Raw genomic sequence first — 2,706 nt, 5'->3', positions numbered from 1 at the left:
ACCGCGCTCGGAATACCCGTCACCGAAGCCGTAGGATGAGGCTGTCCGGGGAAAGGGGAACCCTAACCGTCAGCTCATTTGTGCAACAGAGCCAGGCCACCCGCGTCGGCTCAAACCCCGAAAGTCAGACCTTTGGAGGCCGGGCATTAACCAATATAACCGCGTTTATTTCGCTTCATGCCACGGCCGCGTTTTCCATTATCGGCAGCCGCCCAACAAACCAACTTTCACCCGCTCCATAAAGCCGACGCCTCGACAATCAAAATATTGGCGGAGCATCGGGGTTGAGGTATGGCCATGTCGTGTCCTTAGCCGAAATAGCCGTTATGGGTCGTGGCCAAGAAATGTTGAGTAGCGGGTCATCATATCTAAGGCCACCCTCAGCCTGAGGCGCGTAGGCAGCTGAAACTAGGTAGGATACTTCACAATCGTCGACGAGGGTCTGAAAAGAATGCGCAAAACCCGGCGGGACATAGAGTTGTTTGCGGTTCTCCGCAGACAATTCGAATGCCTCATGTTTAAGATAGCTGGGGGAGTTAGAACGCAAATCAACAATCACATCTAGTATTACACCTCGCGTACAGCGCACTAATTTCGCCTCCGTATGTGGAGCTCGCTGGAAATGTAGGCCGCGCAAGGTTCCCGCTTTGGCAGATACCGACATATTTTGTTGGGCAAAACTATTGATCATGCCTCGAGCGGCAAACTCATCGGCACACATAGTACGGGCAAAGCTGCCGCGATCATCTCCTCTTAGTTCAATTTCCACGAGCCACGCATCTTGCAGATTGGTCTTATTATATTTCACGCGCAAGCTCCAGCTTTTGGGTTTGAAAACGGAAACCGCTTCTCCTGCTCGGCATACAACCGATCCACAGTTCGGCCAGCAGGAACCTCGACGTCTGCGAAAGTGAGAACCGCATCTTTGGCTACTGGCCGCACAATTCGACAGCCTAAAGCGAGTCCAAGCGGCAGCAGGCCTTCGCGTGAGATAATTTCGCTATTCTCTGCGACGCCATACGCATGATAGCCGCCAAATTCGGCGATCACGTCACCTACTGAAAGATCAATCTTTGCAACTGCAATGACACCAACCTCTGGTTTACCCCGCGGCGCAAGCACTGCGTCGCCAAACAATGCAGCTCGAGCAATCGAGGTCGGCACTTCAAAGTGACAGAGATGGTAGGGCGTATAGAAACAGAAATATGGGCCGGAACCAAGCTTGTAAAGATTCAGAAAATGTTGCTGGCGAGGATCGTCATGCGTGCCAAGAATGAAAACCCCAGGTCCCGGTTGGGCGCCAACAACATAATCGACGATGCCAGGACCATCAGGGTCTAAATGAGCAGCAAACGCTGCGACTGTTTTTTCGAGCGGCACTAGCGGTGCATAAGGGTCGCCGCCCGAGAAATCGGGACCGATCATTCCTCGACGAGCCACCTTGAAACCGGTGCCGTTCGCCACGATCGCCTGCTCGTAAGAAATTTTTGTTCCATCCGCAAAAGAGGCAACCATCGCGGGTTTCTGCCCCCAACGTTCCGCAAAAGCTTTCTGCGTCGTCGGATTGCGGTATGGATCGTGTAAACCTTTAATGTTTCCGCAGAGTACAGGCGTCACACCTATGCCGCGCACAAAGCGGAAAAGATTCATTTGAACGCCAGGTTGGTCGCCGTCGGAAAAGCTGTAGATGACACCAGCCGAATCGGCGCGCTGTTTTAGAATCGGCCCTACGGTTCCGTCTAACTCAGCATTCATTTGGACCACATGTTTACCGGCGGTAATCGCCTCTAAGACTACTTCCGCCGCGTAGTTGACCGAACCAGTGACTTCAACAACGACATCAATGCCATCGGCACCAGCCAAACCAATAGCATCCTCGGTAACTGCCGGTTGACCGCGGGAAATGGCAGCGTTAATGGCCGCACGGCTGTCGCAGAATGCCGGCTCAATTCCCAGGACTGTAAACGCATCGCGTGCTTTGCTGATATTTCTATTGGCAACAGCGACAACATGCATTCCCGGCGTCGAGGTCACAATTTGGCGGATAATGGCAGCGCCTTGAAAGCCGGCTCCGACGAGCCCGACCCGGATCGGCCGGTTCTCTGCCTCACGGCGTGCGAGTGCAGTGTCAACGATAATCAAGTTTTAACCCTTTCAGTCAAATATTGGTTGCTGAGGAGCGGTGGCCAGGTTTTTCTTGTGTCGAGATCAGCACCTTTAAACACACGTGGTGGCACATGTTAACGTACTCTTCTCGAATGCGACTCGCATTCGCTTTATATCAAAAATAATCCTTCCGCCTTCGACTAGACCATGCATCGATTAAGAGAAATTTTTGCCGCAACGGATCGCAATTTCGCACCCTGAGACATAAGCGACAGATGACGTTTTGCGCTTAGATCAGAAAATCTTGCCACACATTTTTGCCTGATTTGATAGTAGGAAGGGCTTGCGGCACCTTGTACGTGTGGGGTGATAGGATGTTCATCGAAGCCGCCCTGAGGCTGAGGCCTTTCCCATAGCTTCGCGGCGGAAAGCGGAATTGCAGCTCCGGACGTTGAGCGGCTTTCCGGAACTCCCCGTAAAGCCGCACAGCGATTTGTGGATAGCTCCTAATCCCACACTTTCCATGGTGCATCGGTTGCCCAGCGCGCTTCCAGCAGTTGCTTGTCGCGGAGTGAATCCATGCTCTGCCAGTAGCCGTCA

The 2,706-nt window shown here is 52.9% G+C and carries 2 protein-coding genes; both read right to left on the bottom strand.

The window, feature by feature from the left end; translation table 11 throughout:
* Window positions 1-259: 259 nt before the first annotated feature.
* The gene (gene rfbC / locus EP26_RS34345; protein ID WP_084113187.1) at window positions 260-808 is read right to left on the bottom strand and encodes a dTDP-4-dehydrorhamnose 3,5-epimerase; all 549 of its coding nucleotides are present in this window, start codon (window positions 806-808) and stop codon (window positions 260-262) included.
* The gene (locus EP26_RS34340) at window positions 805-2,142 is read right to left on the bottom strand and encodes an NAD(P)H-dependent oxidoreductase (RefSeq protein ID WP_084113186.1); all 1,338 of its coding nucleotides are present in this window, start codon (window positions 2,140-2,142) and stop codon (window positions 805-807) included. The genes rfbC and EP26_RS34340 overlap by 4 nt, the downstream gene beginning before the upstream one ends.
* Between the last annotated feature and the right edge of the window lie 564 nt (window positions 2,143-2,706).

It is taken from the genome of Belnapia moabensis DSM 16746, from assembly GCF_000745835.1.
GTDB lineage: Bacteria > Pseudomonadota > Alphaproteobacteria > Acetobacterales > Acetobacteraceae > Belnapia > Belnapia moabensis.
Note: the sequence above shows the minus strand (reverse complement) of the source record. Positions and strands in the feature narration are given on the sequence as shown.